The following is a 24,186-nucleotide window of genomic DNA, read 5'->3' as shown; positions in this document are numbered from 1 at the left end:
TATTGATTTAACTTGCATTTACTACAGTATACGTATTGCGACCTAGCGACTTTGATGTGTAAAGTGCTCTATCTGCAGTCGCATATAATTCAGCGACATTATCCTTACCTGTTGGCTGAAATGCAAACACACCCTGTGACACTGTCACCCTATTTGCAACGCTAGAGTATGCATGTGGGTAATCTAAGAAGTACATCGCTTCTTGGATTCGCTCCGCCTCTCTTTCTGCGGTCTGGGCGTCTGTACTGTTCAGTAAAATGACAAACTCTTCACCGCCGTAACGACCTACATATTCTCCTGAACGGCAGAATGTCGCTTTGAGTTGGTTTGCGATTGCTTGTAAGCATCGATCCCCTTCTATATGACCGTAGTTGTCATTAAATGGCTTAAAGAAGTCTACATCGAGAAGAATTAACGCCATCGGCATATGATGGCGACCATGCCACGCGATCATGGTTTCAAGTTTATGATCGATATAGCGTCGATTATACAGCTTTGTTAAACCATCTTCGTTCGCCTGTTGCTGCAGACGTGAATTCATTTCTTCAAGTTGCGCGGTTGCTTGCTTCAATTCACGACGCATGTGGGCAATACGCTGCATTGCCATTAGTTTAGAGTTGAGCACCAATTTGTCGACCGGCTTTATCAAATAGTCATCACCACCCGCCTCTATCGCTTTCGCGATCATTTCTGGCTCTTCATGGCTACTTAAGAAGATAATAGGAATCCAATCCGGGAAGGTTTCTCTGATATGAAGCGACACTTCGAAGCCATTCATGTCGGGCATCGCAATGTCGAGCAATACGAGCTCTGGGTCGAAGCTTTCATAGGTATTGAGTGCTTCTAGCCCGCTTCCAACGGCTTTAACTATATGACCTTGTTGTTTTAATCGGATAGCCAACTGCATTCGGTCTAGTTGAACATCATCAACTAACAGAATGCGCATCGATGTCCCTGTCGGTTGCATAGCGCGTTCCATTCTTTTATCAGTCTTTATTAAACATATATCATACTCACAGACTTGTTGCATTACGCGACAAATTTAGTGCTATATTTTTTGTTGAACGGTCACGTAATCAAATAGTTCTTATGGTAGCTATTTGATGCATTTGGTATTAATATTCCCGCCTTTTGTAACGAGAGCCACTGTAATCTGGTTACACTATGCACTAAAAGTAATGTGCGCACTTATGTACTAACAGGACTTACCATGTCAGAAGCAACTAACAACGAAAGTAAAAAAATCGATCTAGAAACTATTTCTCCAGAACTGCGCAAAGTTATCGAGTTTGACGAAGTTCCTGAGCAAATGTTCGAGATGGTTACCTCTATCCATGAAGTGTCTGAAGAAGCTGTTCGTGCATCTTGGGATGAAATGCCAGCGAGTGCACAAAACATTCTGGACAACTTCGAGCAATTCCACGCTCTAGTATCTGTTGGTCAAGCTTTTGCTGGCCTAAATGTAATGGAAGAATTCCCGACACTAAATCTGCCAGAAAACATGACAGATGAAGACAAAGAAGACTACCGTGCTCAACTGCTAGACAATGTTCTACACAACTGCGTGAAAGACATGGTTAAGCAACTTAAGAAAGCACGTCGCGATCCTCTTCTTAAACGTGAATTCAAAGAAGTATTCGTGAAGTAATTCCGAAACTCTTCAAAATAAAGGCCGCAGATGCGGCCTTTTGTGTATTTGAGGTTCTGGTAATCAGTGATGAGCTAACGCAATATCTCGTTGTGTAACACTTACGCCTTTTATCTGAGCGTAGACGGCATCGCCGACTTTTAGGTTCAAATCGTCCAATGCCCATGGCGTAATCGTTGCCCACAAATGGCACTCTTCATCTAGTTTGAGCGAAACGGTAATACTTTGCTTGTCTTCACCTGTATTCAGCTCTTCTATGGAAGCGACTGTTGCGGCTAAGACGTTACGAATAGAGGTGCCAACAGGCTTCTCTAATGCAATAGAAACATCGTTCGCACGTACTTGAAGACGAATTGGCGTATTAGGTTCACCATCCACCTTTTGAACCCACAAACAAGCACATGGCGCGAGTTTTACACACGTCAATGCGTACTTATCATGATGCGTTGCGATCTTTCCTTCAAACAAACTACTGTGGTCTGAGAACGACTGCCAAGGGCGCATGGCATGAGAAGCCCACACATCTTCTAACTTGCCAGACATCATGATTCGCCCCTTGTCTAGAATCGACAGGTGCTGCGCTAAACGTAAGATTTCTTGCAAGCTATGCGTAACGTATACGATTGGAATATTGACTTGCTCAGACAGCTCTTCTAAAAATGGCATTACTTCACGCTTACGCGGCATATCTAGAGACGCCAAAGGTTCATCCATCAAAAGTAGATTAGGCTTGGAAAGAAGCGCTCTTGCAATAGCGACACGTTGCTTTTCACCACCGGATAAAGAGATTGGAAAGCGTTTCAGTAGCGGCTTAATAGCTAGCAGTTCTGTCACCTTATCAAAATAATCTTCATCTTTTTCCACGACACCGTAGAGTAAATTGCCTTTCACTGAGTAATGCGGGAATAAACGCGAGTCTTGGAAGACATAACCGATTCTGCGTTTATGCGTGGGTAAATTAATGCCAACATCGCTATCGAAAAGAACATGTTCCCCAATGGACACTTTGCCTTGTTGGGGTGTGACCAATCCGCTAATCACATTGATTAACGTTGTTTTTCCTGCTCCTGAGCGACCAAATAAGGCACTTATTCCGTTACCCGGTAACGTCAGATCAATGTCAAAGTCAGTTTCGCCAAGTAATTGTTTAAATTGAATTTTGATACTCATCGCTTAGCTCCCAAACGTGAAGCCGCTTTACGATTTAACCATTCAGAGATCATTAAGGTCGACAGTGCTAAAGCAATGGAAATAACGCACAAACGAGCAGCTTCTATCTCTGCTCCTGGCGTTTCTATGAAGTTGTACATCGCCAAAGGAATGGTTTGGGTTTCGCCTGGTATGTTAGAAACAAAGCTGATTGTGGCACCAAATTCACCAAGGCTACGGGCAAAAGACAACATCGTTCCGGTAATAATTCCGGGAATGGTTAAAGGCAATGTGATCGTAAAAAACACCTTCAAAGGTGATGCGCCTAACGTCGATGCGGCATGCTCAAGTTTTGGGTCAACATTATCTAAACTCAGACGGACGGAACGCACCATCAAAGGTAGAGCTACAACAACACAAGCAACCACCGCTCCCTTCCAGTTGAAGCTGAATACCAAACCAAAATGTTCATATAGCCAATTCCCCAAAAAGCCTTGGCGACCAAGCGAGATCAGCAATAGATAACCTATTACCACTGGCGGTAAAACCAATGGCAGATGGATCAAGCTGTCTAGAATAGACTTACCTATAAACTCTTTTCGTGAAAGTAACCAAGCAAAAGCAATTCCCAAAGGAATCAACCACAGGACAGCATATGCTCCAACTTTAAGGCTCAGTATTAAGGCTTGGTATTCAAGTTCTGTCACTCTATGCCCTTTTTATTGAAAACCGTATTGTGCAAACACTTTTTTAGCATCGTCCGATTTCAAATATTCGAAGAATTGCTTGGATTGCGTAGAGTCTTTAACAATCGCTGCTGGGTAAATGATGTCCGCGTGAGTGTCATTTGCAAACTCGCCCACCACTTTTACTTTATCTGTTAAAAGTGCGTCCGTCTTATACACCACGCCCAATGGGGCTTCGCCACGTTCAACAAGCGCTAAAGCTAAACGAACGTTCTTTGCAGGTGCAATTTGGCGTTCTAGTTTCTTCCAAACACCAAGGTTGGTGAGCGATTCTTTCGCGTACATGCCGGCAGGAACAGATACAGGGTTACCCAAAGCAAGACGATTACCTTCTAATGCTTGGTTCCATGCTTTTGCATCTGAAAAATCAAAAGGCTCGATTGTTGAGGCTTTTGGTGCAATCAAAACTAGGCTATTTCGCACTAAATTAGTGACACTGTCATTTTTTACTGCTTTTGATTTTACTAAGTAATCCATCCACTTAGTGTTTGCCGAGATAAAAATATCTGCAGGTGCGCCGTTTAAAATCTGGCGAGCGATAGACGAAGAACCCCCATAAACAGGCGTGACCGTTACGTCATACTTTGTCTCGAATTGTTGTGCAATATCGTTGACCGCGTTGGTCATTGACGAAGCTGCGTAGACTTTTAATTCAGTTGCTGCGTTTGCTGCTGATGAAACGCTCAATATTGCCACTAGGCAAGCATGTATTTTCCATGCTTTCATAAAAACACTCCGGTTCTAGGCAGGCAGAAGTTGAAACTGTGGAGCTATCTGTCCACTTTTATTTGTGCTTCAAACAGTTAAAAACTGGTTTTATTTGAACAGAAAGTCAAGATTCATATGTTGTTCTATCGCATCCGCAATGCGATTAATGCCCTGTTCTTTTAACTCTTCAAAGTCTTGTTGTTTTATTTGAGTGCCGTTTACCCACTCTGAAACCAAGCTCAACACGTCTGCCTCATCGAAGAACCCGTGTAGGTAAGTTCCCATAATTTGGCCACATTCACTCAGCGATCCTTCTGCCTCCCCTGAATTTAACTTGAGAGGTTGAGCGCTCTTAACTTCAGTTCGACCAACGTGAATCTCATAGCCTTTCACGTCTGCTGTCTTACCGTTTAGGCAAAGCTGCGCTTGTGTATGCGTTAACTGTTTACTGTCGGTTAGAGTTGTAGTGATGTCTAACAAACCAAGACCTTCACTACAACCAGGCTGACCCTCTACGCCATTTGGGTCGTCAATTACGTTGCCAAGCATCTGGTAACCACCACAAATGCCAATGACTTTGCCACCCAGACGGATGTGACGTTGAATATCTTTATCCCAGCCTTGGCTACGTAGATAATCCAAATCGTCTCGAACTGACTTAGTACCCGGCAAGATCACGAGGTCGGCTTTGTCGATCTTTTCGCCCTTGCCAACGTAGCGAAGGTTAATGTCTGGATTAAGACGCAACACATCAAAATCGGTGTGATTACTAATGCGGGTTAATACTGGTACCACAACATTGAGTTTCACTTGTGAAGACAGCTCTTGCTGTGCCGTAATGGCATCTTCTGCTTCGAGGTTTAGCCCGTGAAGATACGGCAATACACCCAGTACAGGCTTGCCCGTTTTCTCTTCTAACCAATCAAGACCAGATTCAAGCAAGCTGATATCGCCACGGAAGCGATTAATCACAAAGCCTTTGACGCGAGCTTGTTCAGATTTGGATAGTAACGCTAGCGTCCCATACAGATGGGCAAACACACCACCACGGTCGATATCCGCGATAATAATAACGGGTACGTCGGCTTCTTCTGCAAAGCCCATGTTGGCGATGTCATTTTCTCTTAAGTTAATCTCTGCCGGACTGCCCGCTCCTTCAATCATGACGGATTGGTATTCATCCACCAGTTTTGAAAATGAGTCCAATACGGTTCCCATTGCCACTTTTTTGTAATCATGAAATCCGACAGCATCCATGTTCGACAAAGCTTTACCTTGTAAGATGATCTGTGCACCTGTATCGCTGTTCGGTTTGATTAGCACTGGGTTCATGTGAACGGTTGGTTCGACATTACACGCTTGCGCTTGCACTGCTTGAGCACGCCCAATCTCCCCACCATCTTTGGTTACTGCACTATTTAAGGCCATGTTCTGTGGCTTGAATGGGGCAACCTTTATCCCTCTACGGGCTAGTACACGGCATAAACCTGCCACAAGGACGCTTTTTCCGGCATCAGAAGTCGTGCCTTGTACCATTAATGAAGGGATTGGTGATTTCATGAACGTTTAATAAGAGAAAAAAGAAGGTGAACAATCATAACGTTATCTCAGTATCGGACTCAAGAAAATGAATCGAATATGAATGTTCGAATCAGTAATGGTTCAAATACGGTTTGTTTTAATAGCACCATCAAAAACGAACACCTATATAGAGAAACCAAATTATGAAAAATACTGTAATCGCTACTATCGCTGCACTTGCTATCGCTCCTACTGTTGCAATGGCTAAAGACCACAACCACGGTCAATCAAGCATCCAATTTAATGGACCTGTAACGGTAGAAAAGGTAGATGCGTTGATCAAAGAATCAAGCATGTTTACAGAGAAAGACGTTGTCGTAGAAGGCAATCTACTACGTCAAACTCGTGCTGACCAATTTATCTTCAGCGATGGCTCTGGCGAAATCATGGTTGAATTGGATGATGATATTCGACTAACAACTCCTATTGACCAAACGACAAAAGTACGTCTATTCGGTGAGTTTGAAGGCGGAAGCAAACCGGAAATCGAAGTCGAACATTTAGTTGTGATGTAGTTCTGCCCGTTCAACGCCAATTTGGGCAATAAAACATTGATCATGCGCACTTTGTCCTAGTGCATAGGGTGACGGGAAACACCTATAATGATATTTTGTAAATCTTGGTCTGCATTTTGCAGACCCTTTTTTCGTTCGTATTATTTTTTGCCGGAGACACCCATGCTAGGTAAAGCTCTAAAGGTAGCAACCTTTGGTTTGTGCGCTGTTTTGCCACTTGCCGCACACGCTAACAATTTCAATTACAACATGATGGAATTCCGCATGGGTACAAGCCCAGGCACGTTTGGCGGCGAAGTCACAACATACTTTACAGAAAACACGCATTTTATTGGACGCGCAGACAGTGAGTTCAGTGGTGACTGGGACATCGCCGGTGGTATTGGCTTTAATGGTCCGGCAGGTCAGTTTGCTGATATCTATGGTCAAATGCTGGTTCACAACATTAAAAAAGACAGTGGTGATCTTGTCGGTGACGAATGGAAGACCGAAGTTAACATCGGTACTCGCGTTTGGTTTATGCAGAACATCGAATTGCACGGACGAATTGGCCAATTAATCGATAATGATGATTCAAAAACGATTTACAACCTTGGTGCAAGGTTCCATTCGACTCAACAGTTATCTTTAGGTGCTGATTTGAAAGATAACGGTACTTACGGTCAACAACTTGTGTTGTCAGCGCGTTTCGCTTACTAACTTCTACAGGTTAACCAAGCGAACTAAAACTCGGTTAACTTATTGAAAAAATCAAAAAAGCCTCTCAGTTGAGAGGCTTTTTTTTGTTTCAGTTTCCAAACGATGAACTACTTACCGCTTGGTTTGTTTTGAACGTATTTTTTTGATACATCCACAACAGCGACATCTCGGAAAAAGCTACGTCCTAAGAGCATCGGAAACTTCATATGTCCACGCTCTGTTAGAGTAAACTCGGTTTGCTCTTTTAGGTCGCCTACCTGGATGTAAGCAACAACAACTGGACGTTTATCAACATCTTCCGAAGAAGACTGACGTATCTTTGCCCAACGCTCTACTGGAAGTTTAAATTCTTTACTTGCTTTACCGTTGATATCGATTTTGAACTGAACCCAATCTTTACCATCACGCTCGAACGGAACCACTTCGGTTGCGCTGATAGAAGACGTTGTTGCTCCTGTATCAATGCGAGCTTTAAATGTGCGGTCAATCGCTGGTACGTAAACCCATTCTTCTGCACCAAGGACCAGCATGCCATCAGGCGTTTTTTGAACCTTAGCTGGCTTTTCTGGTTTTGGCTCCGGCTTTTTCTCAGGTTTTGTTTCCGGTTTTTGTTCCGGTTTCACCTCAGGTTTTGGCTCGATTTCAGGTTTTACGTCCGGCTTCTCTACCGGTTGCTCCACAACTGGCGTTTCTGGCTCAGCAGGCTCAGTGGTTGTCGGTGTAGATGTACAAGCAATAAGACCGCCGCTCATCATTAGCGGCAGAATCAGTTTCCAGTTCTTCATTAACTCTCCCAATTAACGTTGAGATACTTTTTGGATCGCGTCAGCAACGTAAGGAATATGAGTTTCGGTCAAACCAGCGATGTTAATACGACCATCACCGACACCATAAATGCCATAATCTTCACGCAGTTGCGCCATTTGGTTTTCACTAAAGCCTAGCACAGTAAACATGCCTTTGTGGCTCTCGATGAAATCAAATTGATCTGTATTATGGTTGTTTCTCAATTCGTTACACAAAGTTTGACGAAGATTCAGCAAGCGTTGCTGCATTTCGTTCAATTCTTGTTTCCAAACTGAAGTAAGGTTGGCATCTTGAAGAATGGTTTTCACCAATGCTGCACCGTGATCTGGCGGCATAGTGTAAGTTGAACGTGCTAACGTCAGAAGCTTACCTTTTGCATTCGCCACGTCTTGCGTGTTTTTACCGATCACAATCGCAGCACCAGTACGTTCACGGTACAAACCAAAGTTCTTAGAACATGAGGTTGTGATCAGCATTTCTTCTACGTTGTCAGCCATAAAGCGGAGACCTTTTGCGTCTTCCTCTAGACCGTCACCAAAGCCTTGGTAAGCAATATCCACAAATGGGGTAAAACCGTTCTTTTGCGAAAGCTCTGTAATTGATTGCCACGCAGAAAAATCAATATCTGCACCCGTTGGGTTGTGGCAACAGCCATGCAGAAGCACGACATCAGAAGGACCTGCTTTAGATAGGTCTTCTAGTATTTTCGTTGTATCAACTTGTTTCGTTTCTGGCGAGAAGTAATGGTAGAACTTCACCTTAAGTCCAGCCGCTTCCATCACTGGCTTGTGGTTTACGTAGCTTGGGTTTGAAATCCAAACCGTCGTATCTGGTTGTGCAACCTTCATTAGGTCACCCAGCATACGCAACGCACCGCTTGCACCGGGCGTTTGAATCGCTGCCACACGATCTGTTGCTGACGTACCCGTCAGAAGTAGATCGATCATGCTTTGGTTGAATTCTTCACAGCCTGCAAGCCCAACGTAGGATTTGGTCTTTTGGTTTTCGACAACCACTTCTTGTGCCATTTGAATGGCTTTCATGATTGGCGTTTCACCAGCGCTGTTTTTGTACACGCCAATACCAAGGTCAACCTTGTTTGGACGTTCATCGCCGCGGTATGCGACGGAAAGAGATAAAATAGGATCTAATACGGGAGTTGGTAGATTAGAAAACATGAAAGTCATAACCCTTTGAAATTCAAGTATCGAACCTCACGGTAACACTTTCGTTAAAAATGGCGAAATGATTTTTCACACATTTCGCCAATTAGAGTACAAAATTCTGGTGCCTAGGGAATTTTATGAACTCAATCGGTCATAAAAAGAACGATTCACTCATTGAAGTTTGAGTCTAGCTTACCGTTTTTCCTAAATTCGCGCGGAGTCATGTTGGACCAAGCTTTAAATCGTGTACTGAAATTTGCGCCTGTTGGGTACCCTACTATTTCACCGATGTGCTGAATTGACCACTCTGTTGAGCGCAACAAACGCGCGGCATACTCCATTCTCATACGAGTTAAGTGTGCCATTGGGCTTCGCCCAAACTGTTGCTGGGTCAAACGATGCAAGTGGGGTTCAGAACATGGGTACAGGGCTGCAAGTTGTTCTACCGTCCATTCTTTATGGAGTTGTCTCTGAACCAAATCGAATACGCGGCGCAACTTTAACTGGTTGCGTGATATGGAATCTGAGTGCGGCATATTCAGCATGAGCTCTAACTGGGCAACACTGTGTGCGCCAACTTCACTACCGTAATCGATAGGTAGATTGATACTTCGCAATAGAGTCTGAATACAGAAATACATCACTTCTGGCGCTGGTGTAAGTTGATACTCAATCTCGTCATTCACCATTGACCATTCTTTATCTTGGGAAAGAAACACCCACGCGATTTGCCACGTTTCGTCTTCCATTCCAAAGCCATTTTCGATACCTGCTGGCACGATCACTAACGATCCTGGCTCCAGTTCATAACGACAGGCTCCGCTCTCCAACCAGCCTTTGCCACGAACCGTGTACAACAACATGTGTTTCTTCTGGTTTTTTCGATAAACGGAAAAGAACTCTCGACAAGTAGCAATTCCACATTGGACGATGCCTCTTTCTTCAAGAGCAAGCACGCGAGTGTGGTCGATGAACTCTTGATAGGTCTTTTCTGAAATGGTGTAACGTTCTTGCTTCTCTTCCATGATTCGATGGCTCACAAATGCACTCACGGCAAACGTGTTCTATCAAACCACCGATAAACACTGGATAGTTTGACAAAACTTTTGGATGTCTTCGAAAAATACACCGCCAAATCATACGGATAAACTACTCGCATTGTTCTTAGAGGAGAAATGCGATGCTCTTAACACGTCAATACATAGACAAAGCATTTTGGAAAAAACTGATTGCGCTCGGCGTTCCTGTATCGCTGCAATCCATGCTGTTTTCACTGCTCGGCGCAGTGGACATTTTTATGGTGAGTCAGTTAGGTGAATCGGCAACAGCGGCGGTTGGCGTTGGTAACCGAATCTTTTTCTTTAATCTCGCCGTGGTGTTTGGATTGTGTGGTGCAGTAACGGTTTTAGCCTCTCAATATTATGGCTCTGGAAACCTCTCTGGCATACGCAGAACACTCGCCCAATCCTGGTTTATTTCGCTGGTAGTTACTTTGCCATTCATTTGGCTGTACGTGGTTTATGACAAAGAAATCGTCTCTTTTATGGCGGACGATCCTGAGTATGTTGGTTATGCGAGAGAATACTTAGTCATCACAGGCTTGAGTTTGATAGGCACGGCTGTTGTCGTTCCTATTGAGTCGGTGTTGAGATCCGTCGGTGAGGCAAAGATGCCGACTTACGTCAGTATTGCCGCTATCATCGTGAACGTTTTCCTCAATGCGGTTTTGATCTTTGGCTTGCTAGGATTTCCACAATGGGGTGTATTTGGGGCTGCAGTCGGTACTTTTATCTCACGCTTTTTCCAAACTGCGGTGCTGGTTTACTTCTTTTGTCGTCGGTATTCACATCTGCTCCCTACTCGCTCAGATTGGCGTGAAGGCACAGTAAAGAAGTATCGAAACAAATATTTCAAAGTTTCTATGCCAATGCTGATCCACGATGCGTTGTGGACTGGCGGTTTGATTGTCTACAGCATCATTTATGGTCAGTTGGGCGTAACAGAACTGGCGATTATCTCGTTCCTATCACCAATTGAAGGCGTATTAATTTCAACCTTTATGGGATTCGCTGTTGCCGCTTCTGTACTGTTGGGGAATGACATTGGTGCCCAACAATATGACCGTGTAGAGAAAACCGCTTGGTGGTATGTATTAACGAGCGCAGTGTTGGCAACCATTTTGTTCTTTGCCGTATGGATTTGTTCACCTTTGATTTTGAATTTGTTAGAGATGAGCCCGCTCACAGACAAACAAATGGCGTTAAATGTATGTTTGGTACTCGCATTAGGCATGATACTGCGAGTGTTTAATATGGTTGGTATCGGAGGCGTATTAAAGAGCGGCGCTGATATTCGCTATAGCATCTTCATTGACACGTTTGGTCAATGGGCGATTGGTATACCGCTTACCTACTACACTGGGATGGTGTTAGGTTTACCACTGCATTGGGTGTTGATGTCCCTACTGGTCGAAGAATTAGTAAAAGGCATTCTAACGACTCACCGAATTCAGTCTAAGCGATGGATTAATAACATGGTTGATGATGACACTAGTGTGACAGCGTAACTGCATCGTTATGCTATAGTTGTTGAGTTGAGCTCAAAACAGAACGACTTCATCAATCAAAGCTTAAAAAGAACTCACACCAAAAGGGCACATTCGAAATATCCGAATGTGCCCTTTTTATGTTTGGCTTTTCTTGAGTTGGAACGCTTAAAGCTCAGTAAATCGATGGATAATTTGATTCGAGCTGCCTCGCCATTCTAGGTTGAGGTCTCGTTTATCTTGCTCGTATTTGCCATCGATTAATGTGTCGATGTATTGCGTCACTTCGCGCTGCGCATCGTCTAGCTCTTCAAGCGTGTAACCTGTCCAAACCCAAATATCTTTGCCTGGGCACTCTTCTCTTACTCGTTTTACAAGCTTAAGAATGTGCGGCACGTTCGCTGGATGCAAAGGATCACCACCAGACAGAGATAAACCACGACGTTTGATGCGTGTGTCGTTTAGGTCTGCAATGATTTTGTCTTCCGCTTCTTGCGTGAAAAACACACCAGAATCCAAGCGTTGCGTCGACTGGTTATAACAGCCGCGGCACTGGTGTACACAGCCCGACACAAACAGCGTGCAGCGTGTACCTGGTCCATTAACAACGTCGATTGGATAGTATTGGTGGTAGTTCATAATCGTGCCTTGTTTTGCTGGCTAGAAAAGAAAATCAACCCACGACAGGTTGATTTTCATTATTAGGTTTGAGCTTAAGTGAACCTTACAGGTGCTTAACTCGACGCTTCACTTCTTCTTGCTTACCGAAGTTAAACGGACGCGCATCTGGGCTGCCTAGGTAGCCACAAACACGGCGTGTCACTGACACTTTGGTTGAATCGTGGTTGCCACAGCTTGGGCAAGTGAAACCTTTACTTGTACAGTCAAACTCGCCGTTGTAGCCACACTCGTAACACTCATCAATTGGCGTGTTTGTACCGTAGTAAGGTACGCGGGTGTAACTGTAGTCCCATACGTTTTCTAGTGCTTCAACGTTACGTTGCATGTTCGGGAACTCGCCGTAACAGATAAAGCCACCGCTTGAGATTTCTGGGTAAGGCATCTCAAAGTCGATCTTGTCGTACGGGTTCACCTTCTTCTCAACATCTAGGTGGAAGCTGTTGGTGTAGTAACCCTTGTCTGTTACACCTTCAATTACGCCGAATTCTTTCGCGTCGATGCGGCAGAAACGGCTACATAGGTTCTCACTTGGCGTTGCGTATAGGCTGAAACCGTAACCAGTATCTTCTGCCCAACCGTTTACTGTGTCTTTCAAGTGCTTGATGATTGCTACTGCTTTTTCACGCAGCACAGCGTCATCGTAAACGTGCGCTTCTGTACCGAATAGCGCGTTAATTGTCTCGTGTACACCGATGTAACCAAGAGAAATAGACGCACGACCGTTTTTGAAGATATCTGCGATTGAGTCGTCAGCTTTCAGGCGAACACCACACGCACCTTCCATGTAAAGGATTGGTGCAACACGTGCTTTCACGTTTTCTAGACGAGTGATACGTGTCTCTAGCGCTTTACGAGCAAGACGTAGGCGGTCGTTTAGAAGCTCGTAGAATTTCTCTTCGCTGCCGTTTGCACGAATAGCGATACGAGGAAGGTTCAAGCTTACTACGCCAAGGTTGTTACGACCTTCGTGAATCAACTCGCCGTTTTCTTCGTAAGTACCAAGGAAGCTACGACAGCCCATTGGCGTTTTGAATGAACCCGTTACTTCTACTACTTTGTCGTAGTTAAGAATGTCTGGGTACATACGCTTAGACGCACACTCAAGCGCAAGTTGCTTGATGTCGTAGTTTGGATCTTCTGATTTGTGGTTCAGACCATCTTTGATACCGAATACCAGTTTAGGGAATACCGCCGTTTTACGGTTCTTACCTAGACCTGCAATACGGTTCTTCAGAATAGACTTCTGGATAAGGCGTGATGCCCAGCTTGTACCAAGACCAAAACCAAACGTAACGAATGGGGTTTGACCGTTCGCTGTGTGTAGCGTGTTTACTTCGTATTCTAGAGATTGGAACGCGTCGTAACATTCTTTTTCAGTGCGTGCTTTTGCGAACTCTTCTGGTTCAGCAATGTTCCACTCTTTTGCGATCTCTAAGTGTTTCTCGTAGCTTGTGATTACGTACGGTTCTAGAACTTCATCAATACGGTTGATGGTTGTACCGCCGTAAATGTGGCTCGCTACTTGAGCAATGATCTGTGCCGTTACTGCTGTTGCAGTCGAGATTGATTTTGGCGTATCAATCTCAGCGTTACCCATTTTAAAGCCGTGCGTTAGCATGCCTTTAAGATCGATAAGCATACAGTTAAACATTGGGAAGAACGGAGCGTAATCCAAATCGTGGTAGTGAATGTCACCCACTTCGTGTGCTTGAACCACATCGCGAGGAAGGATGTGTGTCTTCGCGTAGTGTTTCGCTACGATACCAGCCAACAAGTCACGTTGAGTCGGAATCACTTTACCGTCTTTGTTCGCGTTCTCGTTGATTAGGTCTAGGTTGCTTTCTTCAATCAGACCTTCGATTTCGCGAGTCAATGCGCTTTGTTTTTCACGAGCGATGTCGCGATCGTGGCGGTATTCGATGTAAGAACGTGCTAGGGCTTTGTAAGGACCTTGCATGAGTTCATTCTCGACTAAGTCTTGAATCTCATGGATGTGAACTTCATCGTGATCCTGAAGCTGTAACTCAACTGCCAGAGCAACATTTAGTGCATAAATGGCGACATCTTTGTCTTTGTTTTCCGCTGCTGCTTCTACTGCTGCTTGAATACGGTCCCTGTTAAACGGAGCTCTTGAGCCGTCACGCTTGATTACGATTGGTTTCACTTTTTCTCCTTACCCCAAAATACTCACAGACTTATCCACAAATACACTATATGGGGTTATTTCTTATTCTGATGACACAATATATTGTGGCGTATTTAACGAGAAGCACCAATTGAAAACATTGATTTTGATCAATAAAAAATGGGTAGCGAACAAGAACAAATCGATCTTATTGGCGTTGATCTCAGTTGCGAAGAAAACTGTGAAAATTGCAAAATTGGAGCGAAATCCACTTGCTTTTTTTCGAGGTCTTATAGGATAAAGGATGGAAAGGAATGCGCTAAATAATAGGAGTGCAACAGACCAAAATGCGATCACTTTTTGTTACGACGATATTACTTTTTAGTTCTCTTTCATTCGCTCAAAATTCCATCAACTTAACCAGTTGGAATATTGAATGGTTATCTATAGATGGTGGAAAAGTTTCGAGAACACCACAAGATTTTGAAAAACTGACCCACTATGTGGATAAAACACAAGCCGACATTCTTGCTTTTCAAGAAGTCGAAAGTGCTGCTGCCATCCAAAAAGCCGTTGGCAATGATTTCACTATTTATCTGTCCGATCGTTCAAACGCCTCCAACCGACACCTTCAGTTCAATGACACCAATCAATACACCGGTTTTGCGGTACGTAATGGTATGAGCGTGTTGGACAAACCAGACTTTTCTATCACACGAGGCAACAGCAAGCTCCGCTTCGCCAGCTACCTTGTTTTGAATCCAAACCAAGACAACGAGACTCACCTACTCTCTGTGCATCTAAAAGCGGGTTGCAGTGGCGCATATCGCAATAACCGCGACTGTAAGATAGTGAAACAACAAGGACAGGCACTAGCTAAGTGGATAAAAGCGCGCGAAGACAACAAACAACAATATGTGGTGCTTGGCGACTTTAACCACAATTTGGGTTACCGAGGAGATTGGTTATGGGAAGTACTATCGGACAATACCGATGCTAAGTTAGTGACCAAAAATACCAAAGCGGAATGTAAAGTGCGTTCTAATCGTAATCCGAATAAAACCCACCAATTCCGCTCGGTGATAGACCACATTATTGTGAGTGGTGATTTAAAGGCGTCGTCTGGTGTTCAAACTGTTTTCAAAACACAAGATGTGCTCGACTACAAACTGAGTGATCATTGCCCGGTATCTACGACGCTCTCTTTTTAACGTTGATACTTTCTTTAGCGATGAACCATTCTTTTAGCGGTGAATGACCCAACCAACATTGCCGCTATAAATAGCAGGACTTGTGTATTGCCAGTGAAAAGGCTGGCAACCGCAGGACCAGGACACACACCCAATAAGCCCCAACCAATACCAAACAGTGCTGCACCACCAACTAGCTTTTTGTCTATCGTTTTAGAAGTTGGACATACAATCTCATCACCAAACACAGATTCGCTTCTTGGCTTTATTAATAAAAGATAAGCAGGAACGAACACCGCAAGTGCTCCGCCCATAACGAAGGCTAAGCTTGGGTCCCACGCGCCGGTAATATCGAGGAAGCCGATCACTTTTGCCGGATCAGCCATACCGGAAATCACCATACCAATACCGAAGAGCGCACCAGAAAATGCAACGATAGAAATTTGCTTAATACTTTTCATTACCTGAGTTTTCATAACGACACTATTCCTTACGAGACTAGTAAGACGGTTAACATGGCGGTTGCCATAAAAGTACACGTTGCGACTACAGAACGGATAGAGAAACGCCCCATCCCACAAATGCCATGACCACTTGTGCAACCATTACCGATACGTGTACCGACCCCAACCAGTAAACCAGCAACGACAACCAAACCAAGAGAGCCGCTGTACTCAGTTGGTACATACCCGCCAAGAGCATAAACAGCAAACACACCGCCCAATGCCATCGCAATTAAGAAGACAATTCGCCAAACTCGGTCCGCATTCTCAACGGCACCATTTAAGATCCCGCTGATTCCAGCGGTCTTGCCATTGAAAAGCATCAATACTACCGCTGATGCGCCAACCATGACGCCGCCCAAAAGCGACATCCAAGGAACTTCAAACATAACAATCACCCGTATAAAGTTTTGAATTACTGCTTACAGAAAACTTGGTTAAACGCCTCGATCAGCGGACCAACTCTTTCATCAGAAATCGAATAGAACACCTGCTGAGAAACCTTTCGAGCTTTGATGATGTCGTGTTTTCTCAATACGGTGAGGTGTTGTGAAAAGGCTGATTGGCTTAATGTTGAGCCTTCAAACAGTTCCCCGACCCCTTTTTCGCCTTCAATAAGCTTGCACATCACGATTAAGCGCTCTGGATGAGCCATTATTTTAAGTAGCTCACTCGCTTCGGTCGCACTTTGTAGCATACTGTCGCCCATTCTTATGCCTCTTCATCAATACGTTAAGTTTTATTAGATATTACTAATTAATGTTATTAAGTCAATGCTAATGTAGTTAAATTAACATTAGACACAGCTAAATTATTTAAGTAAGGTGTAGGCGTTTTCGATCATTCAGTAGGAGAAATCCATGAGCAAAATCGTGATTATTGGTGGTGTTGCTGGCGGTGCATCTGCAGCAGCACGCGCTCGTCGTCTTAGTGAAGACGCAGAAATCATTATGTTTGAACGCGGTCCATTTGTGTCATTTGCAAACTGTGGCTTGCCGTACCACATTGGTGGCGATATCCAAGAACGCAGCAAACTGCTTCTTCAAACGCCTGAAAGCTTTTTAGCGCGTTTCAATGTTGATGTTCGTGTGATGAACGAAGTGGTTTCAATTAACCGCCAAGATAAAACGGTTACGGTTAAGAACCTGCTTGATGGTTCAGAATACCAAGAGAGCTACGACTTCCTTCTACTGAGCCCTGGTGCAGGTCCAGTTGTGCCACCTATTCCGGGTATTGATAACCCATTGACGCACTCGCTGCGCAATATTCCAGATATGGATCACATCATTAAGACGATCGAAACCAACAAAGTGGAACACGCTACGGTCGTTGGTGGTGGTTTCATCGGTTTGGAAATGATGGAAGCCTTCCACCAGCTTGGCGTAAAAACCACATTGGTTGAAATGGCGGATCAAGTGATGACGCCCGTTGACCGAGAAATGGCCGGTTTTGCTCATGCAGAAATCCGAGAGAAAGGCGTCGACCTGCGCTTAGGCGTTGCTCTATCTTCTGTTGAATTTGTGGCGAACCAATCTGTCGCTAACATAGAAGCGGGTGAAGATGACACACACCAACACCTTCAAGGAAAACTGACGCTGTCTCTAAACAATGGTGACCAGCTTGATACCGATATCCTGATCATGGCAATTGGTGTACGCCCTGAAACAAAACTCGCGCAAGAAGCCGGTCTTCAAATTGGTGCACTAGGCGGTATTTACACCAACGAATACATGCAGACCAGCGATCCTTCTATCTATGCCGTTGGTGATGCGGTTGAAGAGAAAGACTTTGTCACTGGCGAACAAACCCTTGTTCCGTTGGCGGGACCAGCAAACCGTCAAGGTCGTATGGCTGCAGACAACATGCTTGGTCGCCAAGAAACTTACCAAGGTACGCAAGGCACGGCGATCTGCAAGATCTTTGATTTAGCCGTCGCTTCTACTGGTAAAAACGAGAAACAGCTAAAACGTGACAACATCACTTATGAAAAAGTGTATGTCCACACAGCCAGCCACGCGAGTTACTACCCTGGCGCAGAAACTGTGTCGTTCAAAATGTTGTTTGATCCAGCAACCGGAAAGATTTTAGGTGCACAAGCAGTAGGTAAAGATGGCGTTGATAAACGTATCGACGTAATGGCAGTTGCTCAGCGTGCAGGTATGACCGTAGAACAACTGCAACACCTTGAACTCACTTACGCGCCGCCGTATGGTTCAGCGAAAGATGTGATTAACCAAGCGGCGTTCGTTGCGAACAACATCATGAAAGGTGACGCAACAGCGATTCATTTTGATGAAATCGACAACCTGTCAGAAGATCAAGTGCTGCTTGATGTTCGTAATCCGGGAGAATTGGAATCCGTAGGTTTCATTGAAGGCGCGATCAATATTCCTGTCGACCAACTTCGTCAACGCATGAATGAACTGCCGAAAGACAAAGAGATCGTGATTTATTGTCAGGTCGGCTTGCGCGGTAACGTCGCTTATCGTCAACTGGTCAATTCAGGATTTAAAGCACGTAACCTACTTGGTGGTTACCGTACCTATAAGTTCGCAAGAGCTTAATCTCTGATTATAAATATCTAAGTTTAGGGCTGAAAAAAGGGGCACATAATGTGCCCCTTTCTACATTTCAGATTCGACTAATTGAATAATCTTGGTCGCTTTTTCGAAGTGATCGAGTTGATGAATTTGAATCCACCAAGTCGCCGCTTCCATCAATAACTCAGGATTGTCATTCTTATTAGCGAAAAAGGCATAAAAGGACACGCCAACATTGTCGCCTTTCTGCTCTATTTTCTTCTTACACACCTGAATGATTTTGTCTCTTAACGCGATGTTCATTGCCTTTCCCTTTCTCTTTGCGACAGCAAAATTAGCCCAAAAAATAGAATAACTGTATTTATATACAGTTATTCTTAGTAAGGCAAATAAACATAATCATCTAGATGAATATTCTCGCACGAAGACCTAATACCCAAGTGCTGCTTTTGTTCGAAAATGCTGGGTCTTTGATGTATTGAATATCCGGTGTGATTTGGATGTAGTCGTTCAACTGCATGTTGTAGTAAAGCTCGGCAGTGAACTGTTCAGAGTCATCCACACCATAAGCGTGCTCTAGGTTATCGTTAACATGGCTCCAGTTAACCGCGAAGCCTAGGTTGTTGGTTGGTTTACCTAAACCAAAGTAACCAATCCCCACCGTTAGGGAGCGATCATAAAGTGCCACATCGCCTTCCGAGAAGCCACCACGAACAAATGGCATTAATTGCTCTGTAGCAAAGTAGCTTGCTGAAAAGTTAATACCCTGCCCGCTGTCCTTATTCGTCAGGTTATGTTGCGTGTCGCCATCCAAATGCCAAGCGGTTAAATGAACGTTGTCGGTATAGATTTGGTCTTGTGACGCCGTCCAACCCAGTTCGAACGTCGTAAACAGTTTATGATCGTTGAATAAGGTGTCGAAGCCATCAAATGGTTCATCTGAACGCCCTTTACCATCGGCCACACCTGCAACCATATAGAAGTTATCAGTCAGCATGTGACCGACAGCTAAGCCGAGAATCCCATCATCCGGTAGACCAATGGAACCACCACCAGTACTGAATGCAAGGTTACTGAATCCGGTCCACGGACTGGCTAAAGCGTATGTATCAACATAGTCAGTGGTATCTAAGAAACCCACCATGAACGAGGTTTTGCCACCATTGAGCTTTTGTTTCCAATATAGGTTAGTTAGGCGAGCACCTTGATCACTGTACGCAGGACCAATCATACCTGCATAACCTAAACCGTTACCGATAAAGCTAAACTCTTTTGGTGACAAATCACTATAAGCATGGCGGTGTTCGACTTTCCAAACCAATCCGCCCGTATTTCCAGACTCAAGACCAACCAGATTCCAGCTACCATAAAAACGAGCAACACCAGCACTTGCGGTATCTTCACCGCCAGTTTGCGGGTCAGACGCCGTTAAGCCGAGCGCTTGGTAATCCAAACCAAACGTTAAGTTATGATCTTCCGCTAGTGACTCTCGCCAAGTGCGTTTTTCACGAGCATTTTCAGCAATGGTATTATCAACCGTATCAGGGCTACCAAAGTTCGCCGCGTTAATTGATGACGCCATTACAAGTGAAAGAGCGATAAAACTAAGCTTTGGAACAGTTACTTTCATGTCTGGTTTCTCATTAAATTGATTTCTAGAAAAAGAGTTTAATGATTCAGCGTTTTGAAAATTGCCATTAAGCGACAGCTCACTGCTTTTTGTATTTTCGGTGGTGTACTCTTATCGATAAGGTCGAATTGAAACCTCGTCCATCTGGTAGATGGTTTCTACGTTCGAAGCTCCGTCGGAGTATGAAACATCCGCCTTAGTCTTTTTCACATGCAGATCCCCTTTCACCCAAATTGGCTCGTAAAGAGAAGTCAGTTTCAAACCTTTCGGATAATCGACCAAAACAATCTGGTTTGCAGGTGGCGGTGGTGTATGGATGCAAGCGCCCATAGTTGGAACAAGGAAAAATTTTGTGACAACGTCATTATTAAATTCTACCGGCGTTACAAAGCCAGGAATTTCATAAGTATCTTCAGTAAGTGTTGTGTTTGGCATTGATGCCAACATACGACGATGCTGAGTAATCTCTTCGCGCTTTTTGAACAACCATTCAATGTCTAAGTCGTCAGCTTTTAAGCTGTCTTCTAATTCCTTCATGGTTTGTTTCTGTTGCTCATTAAGATTTTGAGCATCACGGTATCTTGCAAGAGAACCAAGTTCAAAAAGTTGTTGGTCTGTGAGTTTTACAAATGGGTCTTCAATCTGAGGGACATCCACTGGCAACAATTGCTCCCAGCTTAATTGATCGGCGGATACATTTGATGAAGCCAGCAAAACTAAGCCAGCCAATAGGTACTTCTTCATACGTTCCCTTGAATAGTTCTTTGTCTTTTAGAGAAAAATTTGGGGACAGTAGCGTCCCCAAATAGTCGAAAGAGTTTACTACAAGGTATTCTTGTGGATCTTGCCGTCTTTCATAATTACTTTGAATTTATCTTGGTAATCGTTAAGAATTGTGATGTCTTGCAGAGGATTCCCATCCACCAGCACTACATCAGCGTAAGCGCCCGGCTCTACAACGCCGAGTTTTCCGTATTTATATGGATTCATGCCACCCGACCAGCTTAGTACTTCTGCGGCATTCGATGTGCCCATCTTCATGATCTCATATGGTGTAAATCCGACTTTCTCCATCCAAACCATGTTATCTGCTTGGCGTGTATTGTAAGCCGGGCCAAACATATCACCGCCAGTCACAATCAACAGATCGTATTTACGCGCCCACTCAAACATCTGTTTTGCGCCTTCGTTTACTTTGGTCGCTTTGGCTTTTTGATCTGGACTGAAGAAGGTGATCTTTTCTGGTTCTGCAAAGGCTTCGAGAGACATCACCGCTTGCGCAGAAAGTGCCACGCCCTTCTCTTTCATTTTTTTGATGGTTTCCTCAGAGATAAGGAAGTTATGCTCGATAACTTTCACGCCTGCATCAATGGCACGGTTAACCGAACGATCATGATAAGCGTGAGCCATGACATAAGTGCCATAATCTTCCGCTACACCCACGATCGCTTCCATTTCTTCTTTGGAGAATTGCGTCATATGGATTGGGTCAAACTCACTTGCGACACCGCCGCCAGCCATGATCTTGATTTGAGTTGCCCCCGAACGTAGGTTCTGACGCGCAGCTCGACGAGCCTCTGTTTCACCATCAACGATATAGCCAAACCCGTGGCGTTCGAGATCGTCAACGCGTCCTGGCACATCATTGAAGCTGCCGGTATCTGCGTGACCGCCGGTTTGACTCAAGAAACCGCCCGCTGGGAATAGTCGTGGGCCTTCTAACAAACCATTGTTGATGGCTTTTGCCATACCAAGAATGTTACAGCCAGCGTCACGAGCTGTGGTAAAGCCTTGGTCGAGGTACTGCATCATGGAAACGTGAGCACGAGCCCCCATTGCCATTTGATCGTAACCATCTCGACCTACCAACATGCCTTCCTGAATACACATGTGTGAGTGCATGTCGATCAAGCCAGGGATCATGGTTAAGCCTTCGCCATTAATCGTTGTGGTTTGCTTGTCGGTTTTTATCGGTTTAGCCGAAATCTCTTTGATTAAGTTATCGACAACCAATACGTTCTGGTTTTGCAGTAGCTTCTCATCCGTGCCATTGAAAACATCAACGTTAGTAAACAGTGTCGATGCTGCATTCGCGTTTAAGGCAAATGCACAAGATAGCGCAACAAAAGAAAGGTTCTTCTTAGAAATTGTCATTATTACACCTATGTTTTTGGATAGTTGGGGTCCATTTCCTATAACCTCCCTGTTTAAACAGTGGCGTTATGAGGGCATCTATTTCAGTGATCACCAAAAACAACTGATCAGATAAAAATAAATATGAAACAGACGACTTACGTTAAAACATAGAAGTCATAATGACGACTTTCAAGGCGGTTTAATTGCCTTTACACGACAACATGCGGATATTGTTATAGAAATGTGAGTTGAGACGAAAACCTCCGATCATTCAGAGGTTTTATGTGTCAGGGTCTGTTGACCTTTCGTAATGATTTTTGCAGCAGTTTGTAGGTGTTTTATGCAAGGCAGAGGCTTTAATGTAGTTATTCTACCTGATAAGCCGATAACGCAGTAGAAAGCACCTACAAACGCTGCCCAAAGGGTTCGGCTAAAAGCGTTTTACTCTTTGTTGAGTCAATTTTACTTAGAACCACTAGGCTTCAATCGACTCGTCGCGATTAAAACACTTTTATCTCGAACAAAATTTAACCACGAAAGATAAACAGACCCTCATAATTACAACAAAGATTGGCGGTACGCTTTAGGCGTGAGATTCATCATTCGCTTAAATGCACGGGTGAAATGAGCAGAGTCTGAATAGCCTGTTTTGAGTGCAATGTGCGTAATACTCAGGTCTCGGTCCGCTAACAGTTCCAGCGTTTGTTTAAGTACTAACCCTTCGATCACTTTTCGATAAGTTGTGTTCTCGCTCGCCAGCCGTCTTTGAATGGTTCGAGCATTCATATCAATCAGTTCACCAGCAAACTGGATAGAGATCTTTCCCATCGAGAGATAAGGCGTCAGCGCCCTTGCTAATGCATCACTAAACTTATCATTCTCACCACGAAAACTCGTGTTTGGCGCCGTTTGAGATGGCGTGAAAGCAATCGGCTGGTTAATCCATTCGTTCGGAATCGAGATAGCAGTAACCGGTCTTCCAGTAAAGAACTGGGCACTTTTCATCCCAGGTAATAGATTGAATGGCTCGGCTTCTACGTCTTGAATCCCGACCTCCGCTAATCGCCACTGTGAACCCACAAGCTTTTTGAGTAGTTCATTCATAAACATGGCGGAGAACATTTCCGCGTAACGAAACCATTCTCTCTTTGCGTCCTGTTTTTCTCTGACAAGCCACCATTTACCGCCACTAGATTGGACAGAAATACTGACATTATCGGAGATCTGTTTCAGCAGTTGGGAGACTTCTTCTAACGCTGCTTTAAGTGAATGCGTTTGAGTAATTTGATTGGCAAACCTAGGAACGTAGATATCGTGACAAAGCGTCCAAGTAAGCAAGGCAAACTTCTCGGACGATGCTCGTTCACCTAAGGTTTGGAATACCGATTTTAATGCACTTTCTGGCACAAACGCATTAGAGGATTGGCTGGATAAGATATCCTGTGGCATACGTGCGGTTTCAAGTAAAGAATGAATATCACCATCAAGCTCATTGAGCATCGTGGCAAACAGTTTTACTTCTTCCGAGTGGACCAAAGGAATATCTGTATTGGGCATGCAAGCTATCATCTTAAAATACCAAGGATTATTTTAGTTTAAGCACAAACTTCCGGGCTGTCATTAATCACAATCCAAGTGCAATTTGATAATGAGAGACGACTCACTCTGAACAGAAGAGCCAACGCACATTGACATTCAACATAGAGCATTGCCTGTTCAAGAACTTGCCAATTCACGCCACAGATACGTTCTATTCACATTTAAAGCACTATTTAAAGCGCTATTTATACTTCTATGAATGTGATGATTTTCACGCT

Annotated in this window: 24 protein-coding genes; 6 read left to right on the top strand and 18 right to left on the bottom strand. The window is 44.2% G+C overall.

Going from position 1 to position 24,186, the window contains the following annotated elements; all coding sequences use genetic code 11:
- Nucleotides 1–7 precede the first annotated feature (7 nt).
- The gene (locus tag VHA02S_RS14985; protein WP_005446879.1) at nucleotides 8–967 is read right to left on the bottom strand and encodes a diguanylate cyclase; all 960 of its coding nucleotides are present in this window, start codon (nucleotides 965–967) and stop codon (nucleotides 8–10) included.
- 243 nt (nucleotides 968–1,210) lie between these two features.
- Between VHA02S_RS14985 and VHA02S_RS14980 the strand changes: the two genes are divergently transcribed.
- A complete protein-coding gene (locus tag VHA02S_RS14980; RefSeq protein WP_005446880.1) occupies nucleotides 1,211–1,648 on the top strand; it encodes a DUF3069 domain-containing protein in 438 nt (145 codons plus the stop codon).
- 63 nt (nucleotides 1,649–1,711) lie between these two features.
- Here the strand turns inward: VHA02S_RS14980 and modC are convergent, their stop codons facing one another.
- The 4 genes from modC to VHA02S_RS14960 form a co-directional block, all read right to left on the bottom strand.
- Complete coding sequence (gene modC, locus VHA02S_RS14975) at nucleotides 1,712–2,818, bottom strand: molybdenum ABC transporter ATP-binding protein ModC (protein ID WP_038898946.1); 1,107 nt, start codon at nucleotides 2,816–2,818, stop codon at nucleotides 1,712–1,714.
- On the bottom strand, nucleotides 2,815–3,504 hold the full coding sequence (gene modB / locus VHA02S_RS14970; protein ID WP_009696664.1) for a molybdate ABC transporter permease subunit: 690 nt from the start codon (nucleotides 3,502–3,504) through the stop codon (nucleotides 2,815–2,817). Before modB ends, modC begins: the two co-directional genes overlap by 4 nt.
- 12 nt (nucleotides 3,505–3,516) lie before the next feature.
- A complete protein-coding gene (modA, locus tag VHA02S_RS14965) occupies nucleotides 3,517–4,269 on the bottom strand; it encodes a molybdate ABC transporter substrate-binding protein (RefSeq protein WP_038898947.1) in 753 nt (250 codons plus the stop codon).
- Nucleotides 4,270–4,359: 90 nt separating this feature from the next.
- Nucleotides 4,360–5,811 (bottom strand): cobyric acid synthase, encoded by a 1,452-nt coding sequence (locus VHA02S_RS14960; protein WP_038898948.1) that lies wholly within the window; start codon nucleotides 5,809–5,811, stop codon nucleotides 4,360–4,362.
- A 164-nt stretch (nucleotides 5,812–5,975) separates the two neighbouring features.
- Between VHA02S_RS14960 and VHA02S_RS14955 the strand changes: the two genes are divergently transcribed.
- Nucleotides 5,976–6,347 carry a YgiW/YdeI family stress tolerance OB fold protein gene (locus tag VHA02S_RS14955; protein WP_005446886.1) on the top strand — a complete coding sequence of 124 codons (372 nt, stop codon included), beginning with the start codon at nucleotides 5,976–5,978 and terminating at the stop codon, nucleotides 6,345–6,347.
- A 162-nt stretch (nucleotides 6,348–6,509) separates the two neighbouring features.
- Entirely contained in the window at nucleotides 6,510–7,046 is a 537-nt protein-coding gene (locus tag VHA02S_RS14950; RefSeq protein ID WP_005446887.1) for a hypothetical protein, read from the top strand.
- Nucleotides 7,047–7,153: 107 nt separating this feature from the next.
- On the opposite strand, the gene VHA02S_RS14945 is transcribed toward VHA02S_RS14950, so the two are convergent.
- The 3 genes from VHA02S_RS14945 to VHA02S_RS14935 form a co-directional block, all read right to left on the bottom strand.
- Nucleotides 7,154–7,831, bottom strand: coding sequence for a putative ATP-dependent zinc protease (locus VHA02S_RS14945; RefSeq protein WP_005446888.1), 678 nt, complete (start codon nucleotides 7,829–7,831; stop codon nucleotides 7,154–7,156).
- A gap of 12 nt (nucleotides 7,832–7,843) precedes the next feature.
- On the bottom strand, nucleotides 7,844–9,031 hold the full coding sequence (locus tag VHA02S_RS14940; RefSeq protein ID WP_038898949.1) for an amino acid aminotransferase: 1,188 nt from the start codon (nucleotides 9,029–9,031) through the stop codon (nucleotides 7,844–7,846).
- A 155-nt stretch (nucleotides 9,032–9,186) separates the two neighbouring features.
- Nucleotides 9,187–10,044, bottom strand: a complete 858-nt coding sequence (locus tag VHA02S_RS14935; protein WP_038898950.1) for an AraC family transcriptional regulator — start codon at nucleotides 10,042–10,044, stop codon at nucleotides 9,187–9,189.
- A gap of 155 nt (nucleotides 10,045–10,199) precedes the next feature.
- On the opposite strand from VHA02S_RS14935, the gene VHA02S_RS14930 reads away from it, so the two are divergent.
- A complete protein-coding gene (locus VHA02S_RS14930) occupies nucleotides 10,200–11,585 on the top strand; it encodes an MATE family efflux transporter (protein ID WP_038898951.1) in 1,386 nt (461 codons plus the stop codon).
- 147 nt (nucleotides 11,586–11,732) lie between these two features.
- Here the strand turns inward: VHA02S_RS14930 and nrdG are convergent, their stop codons facing one another.
- Both nrdG and nrdD read right to left on the bottom strand, forming a co-directional pair.
- A complete protein-coding gene (nrdG, locus tag VHA02S_RS14925) occupies nucleotides 11,733–12,203 on the bottom strand; it encodes an anaerobic ribonucleoside-triphosphate reductase-activating protein (protein WP_005435220.1) in 471 nt (156 codons plus the stop codon).
- 85 nt (nucleotides 12,204–12,288) lie between these two features.
- Nucleotides 12,289–14,409: an anaerobic ribonucleoside-triphosphate reductase gene (gene nrdD / locus VHA02S_RS14920; protein ID WP_005435223.1), complete on the bottom strand. Its 2,121-nt coding sequence runs from the start codon at nucleotides 14,407–14,409 to the stop codon at nucleotides 12,289–12,291.
- A gap of 308 nt (nucleotides 14,410–14,717) precedes the next feature.
- Between nrdD and VHA02S_RS14915 the strand changes: the two genes are divergently transcribed.
- The gene (locus VHA02S_RS14915) at nucleotides 14,718–15,581 is read left to right on the top strand and encodes an endonuclease/exonuclease/phosphatase family protein (RefSeq protein ID WP_038898953.1); all 864 of its coding nucleotides are present in this window, start codon (nucleotides 14,718–14,720) and stop codon (nucleotides 15,579–15,581) included.
- Between the two features lie 14 nt (nucleotides 15,582–15,595).
- Here VHA02S_RS14915 and VHA02S_RS14910 read toward each other — a convergent pair whose 3' ends face one another.
- The 3 genes from VHA02S_RS14910 to VHA02S_RS14900 are packed head-to-tail and all read right to left on the bottom strand — an operon-like array spanning nucleotide 15,596 to nucleotide 16,772.
- Nucleotides 15,596–16,036, bottom strand: a complete 441-nt coding sequence (locus VHA02S_RS14910; RefSeq protein ID WP_038898955.1) for a YeeE/YedE family protein — start codon at nucleotides 16,034–16,036, stop codon at nucleotides 15,596–15,598.
- 14 nt (nucleotides 16,037–16,050) lie between these two features.
- Nucleotides 16,051–16,452 (bottom strand): YeeE/YedE family protein, encoded by a 402-nt coding sequence (locus VHA02S_RS14905; protein WP_005446896.1) that lies wholly within the window; start codon nucleotides 16,450–16,452, stop codon nucleotides 16,051–16,053.
- A gap of 26 nt (nucleotides 16,453–16,478) precedes the next feature.
- Entirely contained in the window at nucleotides 16,479–16,772 is a 294-nt protein-coding gene (locus VHA02S_RS14900) for an ArsR/SmtB family transcription factor (protein WP_009700376.1), read from the bottom strand.
- Between the two features lie 151 nt (nucleotides 16,773–16,923).
- Between VHA02S_RS14900 and VHA02S_RS14895 the strand changes: the two genes are divergently transcribed.
- The gene (locus VHA02S_RS14895; RefSeq protein WP_038898956.1) at nucleotides 16,924–18,627 is read left to right on the top strand and encodes an FAD-dependent oxidoreductase; all 1,704 of its coding nucleotides are present in this window, start codon (nucleotides 16,924–16,926) and stop codon (nucleotides 18,625–18,627) included.
- A 60-nt stretch (nucleotides 18,628–18,687) separates the two neighbouring features.
- On the opposite strand, the gene VHA02S_RS14890 is transcribed toward VHA02S_RS14895, so the two are convergent.
- The 5 genes from VHA02S_RS14890 to VHA02S_RS14870 all read right to left on the bottom strand — a co-directional run bounded on the left by VHA02S_RS14890 (nucleotide 18,688) and on the right by VHA02S_RS14870 (nucleotide 23,926).
- Nucleotides 18,688–18,906, bottom strand: a complete 219-nt coding sequence (locus VHA02S_RS14890; RefSeq protein WP_017189071.1) for a DUF6500 family protein — start codon at nucleotides 18,904–18,906, stop codon at nucleotides 18,688–18,690.
- A gap of 100 nt (nucleotides 18,907–19,006) precedes the next feature.
- Nucleotides 19,007–20,233, bottom strand: a complete 1,227-nt coding sequence (locus VHA02S_RS14885; protein ID WP_038898957.1) for a carbohydrate porin — start codon at nucleotides 20,231–20,233, stop codon at nucleotides 19,007–19,009.
- A gap of 111 nt (nucleotides 20,234–20,344) precedes the next feature.
- On the bottom strand, nucleotides 20,345–20,977 hold the full coding sequence (locus VHA02S_RS14880; protein ID WP_005446901.1) for a DUF3299 domain-containing protein: 633 nt from the start codon (nucleotides 20,975–20,977) through the stop codon (nucleotides 20,345–20,347).
- Between the two features lie 78 nt (nucleotides 20,978–21,055).
- Nucleotides 21,056–22,387 (bottom strand): metal-dependent hydrolase family protein, encoded by a 1,332-nt coding sequence (locus VHA02S_RS14875; RefSeq protein ID WP_038898958.1) that lies wholly within the window; start codon nucleotides 22,385–22,387, stop codon nucleotides 21,056–21,058.
- Nucleotides 22,388–22,927: 540 nt separating this feature from the next.
- Nucleotides 22,928–23,926, bottom strand: a complete 999-nt coding sequence (locus VHA02S_RS14870) for a helix-turn-helix transcriptional regulator (RefSeq protein ID WP_038898959.1) — start codon at nucleotides 23,924–23,926, stop codon at nucleotides 22,928–22,930.
- Nucleotides 23,927–24,186: the final 260 nt, after the last annotated feature.

Origin of the sequence: Vibrio harveyi NBRC 15634 = ATCC 14126 = KCTC 12724 (assembly GCF_001591145.1) — a bacterium.
GTDB classification, from domain to species: domain Bacteria; phylum Pseudomonadota; class Gammaproteobacteria; order Enterobacterales; family Vibrionaceae; genus Vibrio; species Vibrio harveyi.
This window is presented reverse-complemented; position numbering and strand designations above follow the sequence as displayed.